General features: G+C 49.5%; 12 protein-coding genes. 7 read left to right on the top strand and 5 right to left on the bottom strand.

Features of this window, described 5'->3' with window-relative positions; translation table 11 throughout:
* A partial coding sequence (locus ABY802_RS04655; RefSeq protein ID WP_372625845.1) for a beta-ketoacyl-ACP synthase III occupies positions 1–732 on the bottom strand: 732 nt, incomplete at its 3' end.
* A 342-nt stretch (positions 733–1,074) separates the two neighbouring features.
* Here ABY802_RS04655 and ABY802_RS04660 point away from each other — a divergent pair.
* Positions 1,075–2,796 carry an autotransporter assembly complex family protein gene (locus ABY802_RS04660; protein WP_372625846.1) on the top strand — a complete coding sequence of 574 codons (1,722 nt, stop codon included), beginning with the start codon at positions 1,075–1,077 and terminating at the stop codon, positions 2,794–2,796.
* Between the two features lie 31 nt (positions 2,797–2,827).
* A complete protein-coding gene (locus ABY802_RS04665; RefSeq protein WP_372625847.1) occupies positions 2,828–6,454 on the top strand; it encodes a translocation/assembly module TamB domain-containing protein in 3,627 nt (1,208 codons plus the stop codon).
* Positions 6,455–6,485: 31 nt separating this feature from the next.
* On the opposite strand, the gene ABY802_RS04670 is transcribed toward ABY802_RS04665, so the two are convergent.
* Together ABY802_RS04670 and ABY802_RS04675 are read right to left on the bottom strand one after the other, a co-directional pair.
* Entirely contained in the window at positions 6,486–7,274 is a 789-nt protein-coding gene (locus ABY802_RS04670; RefSeq protein WP_372625848.1) for a methyltransferase domain-containing protein, read from the bottom strand.
* Entirely contained in the window at positions 7,271–8,032 is a 762-nt protein-coding gene (locus ABY802_RS04675; RefSeq protein WP_372625849.1) for a Nif3-like dinuclear metal center hexameric protein, read from the bottom strand. Before ABY802_RS04675 ends, ABY802_RS04670 begins: the two co-directional genes overlap by 4 nt.
* A 140-nt stretch (positions 8,033–8,172) precedes the next feature.
* Between ABY802_RS04675 and ABY802_RS04680 the strand changes: the two genes are divergently transcribed.
* Entirely contained in the window at positions 8,173–8,556 is a 384-nt protein-coding gene (locus ABY802_RS04680) for a hypothetical protein (protein WP_372625850.1), read from the top strand.
* Between the two features lie 53 nt (positions 8,557–8,609).
* Here the strand turns inward: ABY802_RS04680 and ABY802_RS04685 are convergent, their stop codons facing one another.
* Positions 8,610–9,836, bottom strand: a complete 1,227-nt coding sequence (locus ABY802_RS04685) for a glycosyltransferase (protein ID WP_372625851.1) — start codon at positions 9,834–9,836, stop codon at positions 8,610–8,612.
* A gap of 173 nt (positions 9,837–10,009) precedes the next feature.
* On the opposite strand from ABY802_RS04685, the gene ABY802_RS04690 reads away from it, so the two are divergent.
* A complete protein-coding gene (locus ABY802_RS04690) occupies positions 10,010–10,660 on the top strand; it encodes a hemolysin III family protein (protein WP_372625852.1) in 651 nt (216 codons plus the stop codon).
* A gap of 90 nt (positions 10,661–10,750) precedes the next feature.
* The gene (locus ABY802_RS04695; RefSeq protein ID WP_372625853.1) at positions 10,751–11,785 is read left to right on the top strand and encodes a mechanosensitive ion channel family protein; all 1,035 of its coding nucleotides are present in this window, start codon (positions 10,751–10,753) and stop codon (positions 11,783–11,785) included.
* Positions 11,786–11,865: 80 nt separating this feature from the next.
* On the opposite strand, the gene ABY802_RS04700 is transcribed toward ABY802_RS04695, so the two are convergent.
* Positions 11,866–13,401 (bottom strand): S8 family serine peptidase, encoded by a 1,536-nt coding sequence (locus ABY802_RS04700; protein ID WP_372625855.1) that lies wholly within the window; start codon positions 13,399–13,401, stop codon positions 11,866–11,868.
* Between the two features lie 372 nt (positions 13,402–13,773).
* Between ABY802_RS04700 and trxB the strand changes: the two genes are divergently transcribed.
* Positions 13,774–14,736, top strand: a complete 963-nt coding sequence (trxB, locus tag ABY802_RS04705; protein WP_372625856.1) for a thioredoxin-disulfide reductase — start codon at positions 13,774–13,776, stop codon at positions 14,734–14,736.
* Positions 14,737–14,743: 7 nt separating this feature from the next.
* Positions 14,744–15,460 carry a leucyl/phenylalanyl-tRNA--protein transferase gene (gene aat, locus ABY802_RS04710; RefSeq protein WP_372625857.1) on the top strand — a complete coding sequence of 239 codons (717 nt, stop codon included), beginning with the start codon at positions 14,744–14,746 and terminating at the stop codon, positions 15,458–15,460.
* Positions 15,461–15,464: the final 4 nt, after the last annotated feature.

The raw sequence follows: 15,464 nt of genomic DNA on the forward strand, positions 1-15,464 counted from the left end.
GGTGTAGCCAATATCACAACGGATATTGTTTGAAAAACTGGTTTGCAGCCGCATACCCAGAATGGCAAAAGCCTGGTCTGACGTGCAACTGCCTTGTGCTTCAATGATGGTGGCGGTACAGACATCACCAAAAATAAAATGACTGTCACGATTTTTATAATCTACCTGAGGTGAAGCAAATTCGGGGTTAACCACTAACACTACTTTCGCTGTGCCACCCCGTATGGCATTGGCAGCGTTACTAATGGCAAATGTGGCGGATGAACAGGCGACATTCATGTCAAAAGCATAGCCACTTACCCCCAGAATATGCTGCAGTTCGATAGAGAGTGCCGGATAAGGCCGCTGCATATTGGAAGCCGCACAGATAATAAGATCGATATCTGCTGCGGTTTTATTGGCCTGGGCCATCGCTTCACGGGCAGCAGCTACGGCCATCTCGACCATTTCTGGTGGCGTATTTTCATCTCGCTTTTCAAATACAGGGTGCATGATGGTGGGATCAAGAATGCCTTCTTTGTACAACACGTGCCGCGACTTTATGCCTGAGGCTTTTTCAATAAACTCACTACTGGAATATTCCAGTGCTTGATGTTGACCCGCGCTGATTTGAATCGCATGCTGCCGATTGTGTAAATCAACGTATTGGTTATAGCTGGCAACCAGCTCCTCATTGCTGATAGTAGCGGTTGGCGTAAATAGCCCTGAACCACTGATTACAATATTTTGCATTTCAATACACCTTGTCTGGTTGCAACGATCTTATTATCTGTTTAAGGCAATGCCGGACCTGATTTGCTAACAGGGACATTATACTATGCCCGGCACACGGCATAGTATAACGAAAAATAGGGCTGGCGTTTAGTGCCACCCAAACTGTGCGGCTTAGCAAGTGACCAGCCAACACGCTAAACTGTACCTAACCTTGCTTTTGTGGCGGCTTGTTAAGCTAAGATCCAGTATCGGCGGTGTACACTGTGCCACGGTCTGCGGCATAATAGCAGCTAATTATCCAGGACAGACCACATCCACCAGGGGTTTTTCTTCATTTTACCGGGGAACAAGATCATCCGCATGACGCTATTTCGAAGCCTGATTTATCTTTTACTGTTGATTAATGGCAGCTGCTTTGCGCAAACCAAGCTGAAAATTGAGGGACTAAAAGGTGAGTTAGCGCAAAACGTCGATGTTTTTATCGCAAAATATGATGCCAACGACATTTCAGGGTCGTTGCGTTTTCAGTTGAGCTTGCAACAGGATATTGAGACGGCATTGCAAGCGCTCGGCTATTACCAGAGCGAAGTGGCATTTAAACTATCAGAGGGTTCCGGTAAAACCACATTAACCGCTACCATTACCCCTGGAAAACCCGTCAGGATTAACATCGCTGACATTGTGCTGAGCGGCGATGCGATTGACGATCAGCAATTTACCAGCGTGCTTAACAACCAGGCTCCGAAAGCAGGTGATATTCTGCATCATGGAAAATACGAAAGTCTGAAAAATGAGTTACGCAGTCTGGCGCTTCGTAAAGGTTACTTTGATGCTGCGTTTAGCCGCAGCCGGCTGGAAGTGATTCCTGAACTGAATCAGGCCAATATCCACCTGCATTTTGCCAGCGGTAAGCGTTATAAATTTGGCGAAGTCACCTTCAGTGGTCAACAAATCCGGGACGAATGGATGCAAGGGTTAATCCCGTTTGAACCGGGTGAGCCCTATCTCGCCACTGAGCTGGGTGAGTTTAATCAGATACTTGCCAATACCAACTGGTTTTCATCTATCGCCATTGAAGGTGCTACCGAACAAATTAACGATTACACCTTACCGATAACAGTTAAACTGGAACCGAGGCTGCGCAACAGTGTCGAAACCGGTATTGGCTACTCGCAAGAGGTTGGCGCTCGTCTTAAGTTAAGCTGGTTTAAACCCTGGCTAAATGACCGTGGTCATAGTGTAAATGCCGATCTGATCTTATCCGGTGAGGAGCAAAATATTGAAGCGCGCTACAAAATGCCGTTGGCAGAATCGCCCAGTGACTTTTATCAGTTTCAATATGGCGTTGGCGTTAAAGAATATAGCCGGCAGGACAATGTCCGCACCAAGGTCTCAAATCTGGCAGCAGAGCGCCACTGGCTGTTAGAAAGTGACTGGTATCGCATTGCGTCAGTTCGTTGGTTGTATGAAGAGGCAACCGAGTTTGAACAAACCAATACCAGTAATATTCTTATGCCGGGTCTTAGTTTTAACCGGCTACGGCAATCGGCTGGTCAGATGCCACGGTCGGCCGATAGGTTACTGTTTACTGTTGAAGTATCTGATAAGCATTGGGGCTCCGATGCAAACTTTGTCAGATTGCGCGGCCGGGCCGGCTGGATTGGCAGTATCGGCAGCGATCATCGATTTATTACCCGCGCCGACGCCGGAGCGGTGGTCGGCGCCGCACTCGAAGACTTGCCCCCTTCACTGCGTTTTTTTGCTGGCGGCGATAATAACCTGCGTGGCTATGGCTATGAATCACTGCCGCTGCAAGATGAAAGTACCGAGGTGATCGGTGGCCGCTATATGGCAACCGCCTCTTTGGAGTACCAGTACCGGGTCAAAGGCAATTGGTGGCTCGCCAGCTTTTTTGACTATGGCAGTGCCTGGAAAGACAAGCCGGAGTTTAAACGCGGTGTGGGTTTAGGTGTTCGCTGGGCCTCACCGGTCGGTCCGGTGCGACTTGATTTTGGTTATGGGCTGGATAGCGGTGAGCGGAAAGCCTTTAAAATTCATTTCGCGCTTGGTCCTGAATTATGAGCGATAAACGTCAAACGATAAGGCCAGTGCTATGAAGCCAGTGATCCGTAAAACCCTGAAATGGCTTAACTGGACCCTGATCCTGCCATTACTGGTTGTGGTATTGCTGCTGGTAATTCTGCTCTACACCCCTACAGGCATGAAGCTGGGGGTATGGCTTGGTCACAAATATGTCCCTGAGTTATCGGTTGCCGGGCATAACGGTAGCTTGCTTGGCGGTATGCAACTTAATAATGTCCGCTGGCAAAACGATAACACCGCTTTTCAACTTGATCAGTTACAGCTGGACATTGATAACGGCTGTTTTTTTCAGTTTAAGCTGTGTGTATCTAAGCTAGCATTAAGCAATGGCACGGTGACGCTTGGCGAAAATATCTTTCGGTTTGACCAGTTCAATACGTCTGTAGAAGCCTGGGGCCGTGAGCTGCAAGTGAATAACAGCCAGCTGCAACAGTTGCAAATTGAGCTGGCAGCTAAAAGTGAACCATCGCCAGAGCCATTTAGCTATCAGCCGCCCGCACTTAGCGACATCACGCTGCCACTGGCAGTTTTCGTCAACGGCTTTAGTCTGATCGATGCCAGCATCATCCAGGAAAAGCAGAAAACGTTGTTGCCGGATGTACGGTTTAGTCTGCAAGCGCGTAAGCAGAGTATCCGCCTCCTCGACTTGCAAGCCAGCCACCCGCAGGCACGGCTCAGCGCCACCGCCGATATAACCCTTAAAGGCAATTACCCGCTGAACGCCCGGCTAAGCGCCGTTCTTAAGGAGGCACCACTGGCTGAACAGCAATTGAATATCAGCCTCAGTGGCAGTTTGGCTGAGCTGGCGGTACGTGTCCGCGCCACGGGTACAATTGAGGCAACCGGAGAGGCGCAATTAGCAGTACTTAGCGCCGGGCTACCGCTAAATGTCGATTTACAGTATGAAACTTTTGCCTGGCCTCTTGAGGGCGACGACAGCTGGCAACTTAGCCGCGGCAACCTGAGCGCCAGTGGCGATTTACAACAATTACAATTTAAGGTGAAGGCCGGGGTATCGCACCGCACTTTACCCGCCGCAGTGCTGAGCGCAGCCGGGCAGTATCTGCTGACAGATTCGGTATTAACAGTTGATTCTGCAAAGATAGCCACACTGGATGGTACTGTTGTCGGCAACGCCCGAATTGAACTGGCCGACACCCTGCGCTGGCAGGCAGCGCTTAACCTTAGCAGCATAAAACCAGGTTCATTCTGGCCAGAATTTAGCGGCGAAATAAATGGCAAATTAGCTAATACCGGAACTTTTAGTCAGGATGGCAGCTGGCAAACGGAATTAAGCCAATTAGCCATCGACGGCCGCTTAAAAGATGAAACAGTTAACATCCAGGGTAAGCTGGCCGCCAGTTTTCGCCAGCCCGTTAACCGTTATCAACTCGACAGCGAACAGTTGATCCTGCAACATGGCGATAATCGCATTACCCTGTCGGGGTCGCTGGCAGAGCAGTGGCAGCTGGATGCACAAGTTTCTGTACCTGATTTAAGCAGCAGCCTGCCGTCAGCCCAAGGCATTATCAATGCCAACATTGCCGTTCGCGGCGCCCAGCGACAGCCACAGCTGACGGCAACGATTGCCGCCAGTGATTTACGTTACGACGGTAATTCGTTGCAACAATTAGCCCTTGATCTGCAACTGCAGATACTACCGAGCCAGCAATTACAAGCAAACCTTGACCTTACCGCCAGCGAGGGTTCGGTGCAGGGATTTCAGATTGACAAATTTAATCTGACAGGCACAGGCGACGAAACACAGCACCAGCTTAAGCTTGCGTTGCAATCGACCCGGTCTGATATTTCATTCGCGCTGAGTGGCCAGCTAACTGAACGCCAGCGCTGGCGAGGTCAGTTAAGCGATGCCACAGTAGGCAGTCCGATTGGTGCATGGCAACTGCAAGATGCGGTCGAGTTGCGCTATGCGCATCAACCTCAGCAACTGAATATCAGTCGGCACTGCTGGCGAAACGACCCTGGTTCACTATGTTTAACCGACAATGCCAGTCTTAGTGCCGAAAACCTGGCCGCAACAATGGAATTGCAACAATTAAACCTGGCCAGCCTGAATGCCCTTATGCCACTGGCAGTAAATTTATCGGGTGAGTTAAATGCCAGCGTCAGTGCAAATTGGCAACCAGGCCAGCGCCCTCGCCTTGATTTATCAGTACAAAGCAACCACGGTGCGTTAACTGAGCAAAGCTCACCGCCGATTGCGTTAAGCTGGCAGCAGTTAACCCTGAGCAGTCAGTTAGCAAATGACCAGCTAACGACGTCGGTGCAAGCCACGTTAAATGAGCAAGCAGGTTTAACTGCCAAGCTTAATATTGCTGATATTAGCAGCAGTAACCGGCCACTGAGCGGCAGCGTGCAGTTAACCGACTTTACCCTGGAGTTCCTGCAACCTTTACTGGATGAGTACAGTGAGTTAGCCGGCGTAATTAGCGCTGATATTGCTGCCGAAGGTAGCCTGGAAAACCCATTACTCTCTGGACAGCTCGCCCTTGATAAACTGCGGGTAAAAGGCAAACTGGCCCCCACCGATATCAATAACGGTAGCCTGCGGGTTGCCTTTAAAGGTGCTCAGGCCGATTTGCAGGGTGATATTGTCACCCCGCAAGGTGATTTGGCACTGACGGGTAAGGCCGACTGGCAACAACTTGACAACTGGCAAGCCCGCCTGGGGGTCAAAGGAGACCCGCTCAGTATTCAGATTGAGCAAGGCAAACTGCAGGTTAAGCCAGACCTTGAAATCAGTGCTAACCCGCAACTGATTAAACTTACCGGTAGCGTCGCCATCCCAAGTGCGCAGTTAAGTATCGATGAATTACCACAAAATGCGGTCGGCTTATCTGGCGATACCGTTATTCTGAATGCTGAAGGCCAGCCTGTTACGGAACCACAAGCCATGGCAACGCCCATTATTGCAGATATTAAGTTGCAACTGGGCGACAAGGTTAAGTTGGCCGCATTTGGTCTGGAAACCTTATTACGCGGCAATTTGCAGGTAAGGCAGCAAGACGGCAAACAAACCATTAATGGTGAAGTCAGACTGGTTGATGGTACGTTTCGTTCGTATGGCCAGGATTTGCTAATCCGCCGCGGCAAAATGACCTTTAATGGCCCGCCAGATCAGCCCTATTTAAATGTAGAAGCGATCCGTAACCCAGCCAATATGGAAGATAATGTGGTGGCCGGGATCCGGGTGACTGGCCCGGCAGACAAACCACAAATTACTATTTTCTCAGAGCCTGCCATGCCGCAGGCCAATGCCCTGTCTTATTTGCTGGTGGGGCGTGATCTGGATAGCCAATCGGGCAGCGCCGCCAATGCCGTAACCACCAGCCTTATCGGTATGAGCATTGCCTCAAGTGGCAGTCTGGTTGGCGAAATAGGTGAAGCGTTTGGAGTAAGTGATTTAACCCTTGATACAGCGGGATCAGGTGACAAATCACAGGTAACGGTGAGCGGCTATTTAACCCGGGATTTGCAGGTAAAATACGGCATTGGGATTTTTGAACCTATTGGCGAATTCACCCTGCGCTATCGTTTAATGCAAAGTCTGTATCTGGAAGCGGTATCTGGCCTGGACAACGCCATAGACTTATTATACCGCTTCGAGTTTGATTAACCCTGCTTAGATTACTGACAACGTCAGCGGTTTAACGCGGTTTTTGCAGCAGCAGATGGGTATAACGGCCCAGTGACGCATAGGGCTCTTGCTGATTATATAACAACTCCAGTGCCAGCAGCTGTTGGAAATGGCTTTGCTGCTGGGTACGATCCCTTAAATAATCATGAAAGCAACGAACCCCGGTTTTACTGATCAGGGAAAACCCTGCCTGCTGATACCATTGTTCTACCTTAAGCGGTTCCAGCGGGTTTTGCGGGCTTAATTGTACTTTCTTTTTAACCTTAAAGTCGGCGGCCACATAATCGAAGTTACCATAGAGAATATTGCTAAAGCGCTTGCCATCTTTGTTGTAGTACATCAGCGACAAGGTCCCCCCAGGCTCAACCAGCTGCCATAATTGCGTTAACGCCAACTGTGGCTCAGCCAGCCATTCTAGCATGGCATGGCATAGTACCAGAGGGTATTGCTGCTCGGCCTGCTGGCTTAACGCCGCCAGGCTTTGCTGGCTAAAACGCAGCTTGGCATCAGCACCGGTAACGATTATGCCCTGTGCGGTCGCCGCTGCTGCTGCCATCGCCAGCATATCTGCCGAAATATCCGTTAATGTTACCTGATGTCCTTGCGATGCCAACGCCAGACCAAGCTGGCCCTGACCTGCGCCAACGTCCAGCACCTGACATGGGTTTTGCAGCACCGCCAGCGTGCCTAAATCCCGCAGCAGCACTTGCTGGCGGATCGCACCTTTACTACTCTGGTAAATATTGCGCTGGAACTTGGCGGCAATGCCATCGAAGCTACGATCGGTATTTTTGTTCATGCCGGGTTATCGATATCAATAAATTGCACCTGCAACGGATAGTTGGCGCTAAGGTACTCCCCCAGTGCTTTAATACCATAGCGCTCTGTTGCATGGTGGCCCGCGGCAATAAAGTGAATATCAAGCTCTCGCGATACATGAATGGTTTGCTCAGATACTTCACCGCTGATAAATAAATCAGCACCCGCTGCAGCCGCTTGCTCAATGTAACCCTGACCGCCACCGGTACACCAGGCCAATTTATGTACTGGCCGGTTACTGCCAGCATCGTGCGCTAACACAGGGCGGCCCAGCGCTTGCTCAAGGCTATCAGCCACCTGGCTAAGGCTCTGGGGCGTTGGCAGTTCTCCTTGCATTACCACACCAAGCGGCTCTGCTGCGGGCAGTGGCATAACCGCTGCTGCCTGCAGCAGTTTGCCTAATTGCACGTTATTACCAAGGCCAGGATGAATATCTAACGGCAAATGATACGCAAACAAATTTATGTCGTGCGTCAGCAACGCTTGCAGGCGTTTTTTCTTCATGCCGGTTACCACCATCGCTTCGTTTTTCCAGAAATAGCCATGATGCACGATCACCGCATCTGCCTGCCAGCTAATGGCTGCATCTATAAGAGCCTGGCTGGCGGTTACCCCGGTAACAATACGTTTAATGTGCTGCTTGCCCTCAACCTGCAAGCCGTTTGGACAATAATCACGTATCCGTTCGCTTTGCAGTAGTTCTGCCAATAGGCTGGTCAATTGCTGCCGTTGCAACATAAAATCTCCGGTTAATCTGGTTGGCTATCAGGTCTATTGTACTTAAAAGCTGTTAAAAAGCAGGCAGATTTGTCTATTACCTGCATTTTGATGTATAAATAGCGGGCAACGATTAATTTTCACGCACAGGTACCCTAAGCATGACAAAATTGGATAAAGATCAGGTAATCGCTGATTTTACTGCAGCTTATAAAGCTGAATTTGGTAAAGCACCAGAGCTGGAGCAAAAGCCAGGCTGGTTTAGCGTTGATGGTGGTAAAAATATCCGTCTGGCTGAACTGGCAGAACTAGCAGAGAGCTATGGTAAAGGCGGCAAAACTAAAGCGGCTGCAACCAAAGCAGACAAGCCTGCAAAGGCAGACAAAAAACCTGCTAAGCCGGCCGCGAAAGTAGCAGCCAAACCGGCCGCGAAAAGCAAAGCTAAAGCAGCAAAACCGGCTAACACCACGCCGGGCGCAGCCGCTGCGTTTTGGGCGGAGAAAATAAACGATAGTAAGCAGCGGCCACCTCGTGGTGCGCGTTAATACGCTTACCCGTTAATACCGACAGCGGGTTTTTCGTTATCACAAACTGGCGCTTATGGCGCCAGTTTGTTTTTCAGCGCTATCCATTGCCCCATAAATTTGGTACTACGGTAGGCATGATGCCGTAACATCAGGCCGGTAAAATTCAGCTGGCGGCAATGTTCCAGCGTAGCCATTACCTGCTCAATTCTCTGCCATACCAACTGCCCCTGATCCGGGCCAAAACGTGTGCTGACAATCTGATATCCCTGTTGCTGCGCCCGTTGCCAGCGCTGCTCATCTTCATACAACAGGATCGCGGCTGCGGCAATATCGCTACTGTCATTAGCAACCATACCACTCCAGGTGCTATCTATACTCATGCCCTCAGCACCGATATCCGTTGTTACGCTGGGAGTTCCCTGACACATTGCTTCCAGCAATTTACCTTTTAAGCCCGCACCAAAGGCCAATGGCGCCAGACATATCCTGGCCTGGCGCATCACTTGCTGGCTATCAGCTACCCAGCCTTTAACCAGAAACCCCTGCCTGGCATTATGCAATGCGGTCGCTTTTGCTGGCGGATAAGCGCCATAGATATGCAGCTCTGCCGCTGGCAACTGCTGGCGTATTTGTGGCCAAATGTGTTGCTTTAACCACAATACGGCCTGCCAGTTAGGCGCATGGCGAAAATTGCCAATGGCGATAAAATGCTGCCGCTCGTTAAAAGCCGGGATCTGCATAGCCGGCAACACTTCCAACCAGAACGGGCAATAACAGAGCAATGCAGCAGGTACACCATAGTGCTGTTGTAACAGCTGCATTTCAGCTTCAGATATCACCAGGGTTAGATCACAGCGGTAAATGGCGGCTATTTCCCTAAGCGCCAACTCAGAATTAAGGGTGGCAGCATCTACCGGCTGTTGCTGGCTGTGGCAACGTTGCCGTGCATCGCGCAGGGCATGACAGTCTTCCATATCCAGGATCCGCATCGCCTGCGGACACGCCTGCTCTACCCGCCAGCCAAATTGCTCTTCGAGCATAAAGCGGTCAAACATGACTGCCTGTGGGTTTTGCTCAGATAGCCAACTATCGAAACTGTCACAATTTAAGGCAATACGCTGCTCTTTAACACCCAATTCAGCCAACAGGTAGCGGTGAGGGCTTAATTCAGCCGGGCTGGCAAACTGTACCTGCCAGCCCTCAGCCAGATACAATTTAATCAGGCTGAGCATGCGGCTGCCGGCGGCAGAGGAATTAGGTTCAGGCCAAACATAACCCAGAATAATAAGCAGTGGCATAAGTCTATCTTGACGTAAAAGCGCAGTTTACCGCTGCTCTGACTAAATACCAACGCTTTAGTGTTTACCTGTGATAGCGTGCTGTTAAGATAGCATTGTTTTTAACGACCTGAATTTGCCAGGCCTATTCTGTGACGATACCTTTGTGAGCAATACGTAATGAGCAATACTGAATGACCAGCGTAAGCCGCTATACCCCGTTGGAAGAATACCTGCATGCACTAAGCCATGCTGTTGGTGCCGTGCTGGGGCTGGTTGGCCTGGTGTTAATGCTACGGTTAAGCGTAAGCTATGGTGATAGCTGGCAACTGGCCAGTGCGATTGTCTATGGTAGCAGTATTATTTTGTTATACAGCAGCTCGGCGCTCTATCACAGTATCCATAACCCACAGCTAAAATACCGACTGCGCCAGCTCGACCATGCTGCTATCTTTATTTTAATCGCCGGCACCTACACTCCTTTTACACTGATTAGTTTGCGCCATGATTGGGGCCTTATTTTATGCGGCATTATCTGGACTATTGCCTTGGTTGGCGTCGTGTTAGAGCTCGCTACGGGTCTGAAATATAAAAAGTTATCTTTAGCGCTGTATCTGGGGCTTGGCTGGATTGTGGTGGTGGCGATTAAACCAATGCTGGCTAATGTGCCAGCCCCAGCAATGTGGCTGTTACTGGCCGGCGGCCTGGCCTACTCCAGTGGCGTAGTGTTTTACACCTGGCGCACCCTTTACCTGCATCATATGCTCTGGCACTTATTCGTGCTCGCTGGCAGCATATTGCATTTTCTAGCAGTATATTTATACCTGATGCCGCAACCCGCCTGAGGCTGATTGCAACCTACGGTGTCAGAGTAACATTAAGTGCCCAGCTAAAGCGCGTGTTGCTGGTTCTGTAAGTAACCTTATGAGGCCTCTATGTCTGTTGTCCAATCAGTGACTGAAACCTTAAATTTATTTTTACCGTTATTGCTAACCAGTGTCGTGGTCATAGCACTGCTGTGGTTGGCCCATATCTTATTAATCAAGCGTCACAAGACTGATGGCAACGAAAAGCTTTTTCCCCGACAACTGGCAATGCTTATCCTCACTGTAGTCGGCATTATTGCCATCGCTTTATCGCTGCCGGTAAGTGACAGTACCCGCAACCAGGTGATTGGCTTAATTGGCCTGGTCATTTCTGGCGTATTTGCTTTTTCGTCCAGCACACTCTTCTCTAACATTATGGCGGGCACCATGCTGCGGGTAACCATGCCCTTTCGTACCGGCGACTTTATCCAGGTGAGTGATTTTTTTGGCCGGGTCGTTGAGCGCGGGCTGCTGGATACGGAAATTCAAACTGAAAACCGGGAACTGGTCTCGTTGCCTAATACGTTTTTAGTTAATCACCCCATCTGCGTTACACGCAGTTCTGGTTGTATCGTCTCTACCACTCTTTCTCTTGGCTATGATGTGCATAATGCCGACGTTGAAACTTTATTACTCCAGGCCGCAACCAATATCGAGTTATCGGATCCCTTTGTGCAAATCCTTGAACTTGGCAATTATGCCATTACGTATAAGGTCAGTGGCATGCTGACTGAGGTGAAAAGCTTACTAACTGCCCGCTCCAGTTTACGGCGCCAGGTAGTGAATGTCCTGCACGATGCAGGGGTTGAAATTATGTCGCCGAGTTTTATGAATCAGCGAAAAATTGCAGATGACGGCAAAGTGTTACCGGCAAAACGCGCAACACGCAGCAGCACCCCGGAAACCGTAGTGGAAGACGTGGTATTTGACAAAGCAGAACAAGCCGCTCAGCGGGAAGATAGTAAAGATCAGCTTTTAATTAAAATAACGGCCTGCGAAGAAAAGCTCAAAACGGCCGATAGTGACCACAAAACGCAAATTCAAAACCAACTAAAGATGCTTCAGGATCAGTTAAAAGTTATCGATCAGACGATTTCTGAATAACTTGTTAATGCATAAGTTGCGTTGCTAATAACCGGGCTGCTTACACAACCCGGTTCAGCATCGTGCCTATCACTTTATCATTAGTACTGATAGCTATACGTTACACCACTAAAGGCACTATAAGCACGTATACCGACATGCCAGGTGCCGGCTTGTGGGTTGTTAATAGTACACACTTCATTGTTACCATTTAAATAGGGCCGACAGGTATAAGCACTGGTGCTTGGCTGGCTGCCATAACGAACATACAGGTCTGCATCACCGCTGCCGCCTGAGATTTGGAAAGTAAGTTGTGCTACGCCAGCCGGGATTTGATAGCTACCACGTAACCACTGACCGGTTGAAGCCGACAGATTCGGGAAGGTTGCACCACCGCCAGGAGGCGTTCCGCCGCCGCTACCGTCACAGCCATTGTTGGTAATAAAGTCATCGGCAGCTTTAGCCTGGACAATACCGAAGCCATAAGAATTGTCGCGCCCTGCTGCGCCGCGGTCCTGCGCCGTTACATTTAACACATTACGGATTTGTGCCGCGCTACATGAAGGATGGTTACTCCAGACTAATGCAGCGACACCGGCGACATGTGGTGAAGCCATAGACGTACCACTGATGCTGTTATAACCGCCATTGCGCCAGGTTGAACTGACATTTACGCCAGGGCCGGCTATCTCTACCTGTGAGTTACGCTGTGAAAAGCTGGCAAGGTTTCGGTTGGAATCTACCGCTGCTACTGACACAACAGCGTTGTAAGAAGCTGGATAAGACAAACTGGTATTACCCGAGTTACCTGCTGCGGCAACCAGTAACATGCCATCATTATAAAAATTGGTCATGGCGTTACTTTCAGTCTGGTTTGATGAACCGCCGCCAAGACTCATGTTCACCACTTTGGCGCCGGCATCTTTACACGACTGAATAGCCTGAACCAGATTAGACGCAAAGGTCCAGTTACCAGAGTCGTTAAAAATTTTAACGATATGCACGCCAGCCTGGCCAGAGCCAATCGTCCCGACTACACCCGAGTTATTATCCAGCGCTACCATGGTGCCCGCAACATGAGTACCGTGACCATTGCCGTCTGAAAACCAGTTGCCATGGCCTGAAAACGCAAAGCCGGTAACACCCGAGCTTTGCAAGTCTTCATGGCCTGAGGTATAGCCAGTATCAATGACACAGACTTTAATGTTACCCGCGCTGCCATCACTTACCTGGTTTGCTTGCACCATACTAATACCGTAAGGCGTCGATTGCGCCATCGGGCTTATAACATCCATCAGGTAACGTTTAGCATCTTGCTCAATATATTCGACATTGGGGTTAGCTTGCAGTGCTTTTAACTGTTTGGCTGATAACTTTGCCACACTGGCGTTGGCAGATTTTAAATGCATCACAGCGTCGACCCGATGACCACGTAAAACCGTTTCTGCCTGCTGCGTTGAAAACGTATTCTGGCCATTGTTGCTGCTCATTACCGCAGCAGTCGGCTTGAATTTTATAATATAACGGTCAGTATCGTTGTTTTGGTCAATCAGGCTGGTCTCGACGGCCTGCGCAGTTAACGTGAGGGCAAAGCAACTGCTGACACCAAGTATTAAGAGGTTTTTAGTTGTTTTCATTGTGGTACCTTGTTTTCATAATAATGATTAGGTGACTTCCTTTTTTTTGACTGCGTCCTGGCACATCCAACTAACCAGTTACTCAACAAAACAACAATTACAAAACCCTTACAAAATGATTATAAAAAAAATCGCCAACCCTGATTCAGGAAATAAAAGTGGAGATTAGAAACAAATAAACTATTTAAGGAAATTTTCCCGAGCCTTATATAACGATAGGTTATTAGTTAGTCTTTTAAGGAATATTGAATTGATCCTGTAAGGTTTACAGACAGCTGCAAACTAATTGCAGCTCAGATCTTTCTATGGTGATTGCATTCTTTTAGAATCACCCCCATTGCGTTTTCATTAAGTCGTTTTTTGGAGTAATACATGTCAAACAGCAAGCATTGTCGGTTACTAATTCTGGGCTCTGGCCCGGCCGGATATACCGCGGCAGTTTATGCTGCCAGAGCCAATTTAAATCCGGTACTGCTAACGGGCATGCAACAAGGTGGCCAGCTGACCACAACTACCGAAGTTGAAAACTGGCCGGGCGACGCCCACGGCCTGACAGGCCCAGGATTGATGGAGCGGATGCAAGCCCATGCTGAAGCTTTCAATACCGAAATCATCTTTGATCACATTCACACAGTCGATTTAAAGCAGCAGCCTTTTACCTTAACCGGCGATAACGGCAGCTATACTTGTGATTCATTAATAATCTGTACCGGTGCTTCAGCAAAATATCTGGGGTTACCTTCTGAAGAGGCTTACAGCGGTAGAGGCGTCTCCGCATGTGCCACCTGTGATGGTTTCTTTTACCGGAATCAAAAGGTCGCGGTAGTCGGCGGTGGTAATACTGCTGTTGAAGAAGCACTTTACCTGTCAAACATTGCCAGCGAAGTAAACCTGATCCACCGCCGAGACACCTTTAAAGCTGAAAAAATTCTGGTTGACCGTTTAATGGAAAAAGTGGCAGCGGGTAAAATTGTGCTGCATACCCATTGCGTATTGGAAGAGGTGTTAGGCGACGACATGGGTGTTAACGGCGTCCGGTTAGGCTCTACCAAAGGTGAAGCCGCCAAAGAGCTGGCGCTGCAAGGCGTATTTATCGCTATTGGTCACTCACCTAACACCGATATTTTTAAAGGTCAGCTGGAAATGAACGGCGGTTACTTAAAAGTAGTCAGCGGAACGGAAGGCAATGCCACCCAAACCAGTATTCCCGGCGTGTTTGCAGCCGGTGACGTGTCTGATCATATTTATCGACAGGCGATTACCTCTGCCGGTACTGGCTGTATGGCAGCATTGGATGCCGAACGTTACCTGGATGGTCTGACCGAGCAGAAATAACGCTGCTATGGCCATCTATTTGCCGGAACTTGACCCTGTTCAACTGAGCTTTCCCCCCGTTGAACAGGCGTTGTCGCAACCTGATGGTTTGCTGGCAATGGGTGGTGACTTGTCAGCAGAGCGACTGGTGCTGGCATATCAAAGTGGTATTTTCCCCTGGTTCAGCGAGGGCGACCCTTTATTGTGGTGGAGCCCCGCTACCCGGGCGGTTTTTGCGCCTGATAGCATCAAGTTTAACCGTACCTTGCGCAAAAAATGGCAGCGCGGTGAACTGTCGCTCACCCTTAATCAGGCGTTTAGCGAGGTCGTCCGAGGCTGCGCCGCGCCGCGCAAAAATCAGCCCCACACCTGGATACTGCCGCCAATGCAACACGCTTATCAGCGCCTGCATCAGCAAGGCCATGCTCATAGCATCGAAGTGTGGCAGCACTCCAAACTGGTCGGTGGCTTGTACGGTATTGCAGTTGGTGGATTATTCTGTGGCGAATCAATGTTTAACCGGGTGCCCGATGCGGCAAAATTCGCGTTACTGGCATTGCAACAACACATCAGTCATTTTGCACCAGGCTGGATTGACTGTCAGCTACCTAACCCGTTTTTACAACAGCTGGGAGCCGAACCAATGAGCAGAGCGCATTACTTAAACTTGCTACAACAGCAAGTAAAAATAAGCAGTCCAACCGGGCACTGGCAACCTACTACCCTGAGCTTGCAGGATGAATGACGAT

The organism is Arsukibacterium sp. (genome assembly GCF_041616895.1).
GTDB lineage: Bacteria > Pseudomonadota > Gammaproteobacteria > Enterobacterales > Alteromonadaceae > Alishewanella.

What these genes read in the sequence shown, in the direction of transcription:
- ABY802_RS04680 (WP_372625850.1), top strand. Translation starts at nt 8,173, where the DNA reads ATGACAAAATTGGATAAAGATCAGGTAATCGCTGATTTTACTGCAGCT.
- ABY802_RS04700 (WP_372625855.1), bottom strand. Translation starts at nt 13,401, where the DNA reads ATGAAAACAACTAAAAACCTCTTAATACTTGGTGTCAGCAGTTGCTTT.
- ABY802_RS04670 (WP_372625848.1), bottom strand. Translation starts at nt 7,274, where the DNA reads ATGAACAAAAATACCGATCGTAGCTTCGATGGCATTGCCGCCAAGTTC.
- ABY802_RS04660 (WP_372625846.1), top strand. Translation starts at nt 1,075, where the DNA reads ATGACGCTATTTCGAAGCCTGATTTATCTTTTACTGTTGATTAATGGC.
- aat (WP_372625857.1), top strand. Translation starts at nt 14,744, where the DNA reads ATGGCCATCTATTTGCCGGAACTTGACCCTGTTCAACTGAGCTTTCCC.
- ABY802_RS04675 (WP_372625849.1), bottom strand. Translation starts at nt 8,032, where the DNA reads ATGTTGCAACGGCAGCAATTGACCAGCCTATTGGCAGAACTACTGCAA.
- ABY802_RS04685 (WP_372625851.1), bottom strand. Translation starts at nt 9,836, where the DNA reads ATGCCACTGCTTATTATTCTGGGTTATGTTTGGCCTGAACCTAATTCC.
- trxB (WP_372625856.1), top strand. Translation starts at nt 13,774, where the DNA reads ATGTCAAACAGCAAGCATTGTCGGTTACTAATTCTGGGCTCTGGCCCG.
- ABY802_RS04695 (WP_372625853.1), top strand. Translation starts at nt 10,751, where the DNA reads ATGTCTGTTGTCCAATCAGTGACTGAAACCTTAAATTTATTTTTACCG.
- ABY802_RS04665 (WP_372625847.1), top strand. Translation starts at nt 2,828, where the DNA reads ATGAAGCCAGTGATCCGTAAAACCCTGAAATGGCTTAACTGGACCCTG.
- ABY802_RS04690 (WP_372625852.1), top strand. Translation starts at nt 10,010, where the DNA reads ATGACCAGCGTAAGCCGCTATACCCCGTTGGAAGAATACCTGCATGCA.